Origin of the sequence: Streptomyces sp. AC555_RSS877 (assembly GCF_019049245.1) — a bacterium.
Lineage (GTDB): Bacteria > Actinomycetota > Actinomycetes > Streptomycetales > Streptomycetaceae > Streptomyces.
Map to the genome: position 1 here is coordinate 1 of NZ_JAGMUK010000194.1, position 233 is coordinate 233.

Genomic DNA, 233 nt, shown 5'->3' on the forward strand with positions numbered 1-233 from the left:
CGGTTGGGTCAGGGGGGTGTGGCGCGTCCGGCTTTGGTGGCGGGGGTGCGTCCGGAGCGGGTGCCGTTGTCGTTCGCGCAGCGCCGGTTGTGGTTCCTTGGGCAGTTGGAGGGATCGAGCGCGACGTACAACATTCCGATGGCGGTGCGGTTGTCGGGTGGGCTGGACCGGCGGGCGTTGGAGCGCGCGCTGTTGGATGTGCTGGGGCGGCATGAGGTGCTGCGGACGGTGTT

The 233-nt window shown here is 69.5% G+C and carries 1 protein-coding gene; it reads left to right on the forward strand.

From position 1 onward, the window contains the following. Positions 1-45: 45 nt before the first annotated feature. Positions 46-233 (forward strand): condensation domain-containing protein (locus tag KUM49_RS41720; protein ID WP_374200269.1); only part of this gene is annotated, 188 nt, incomplete at its 3' end.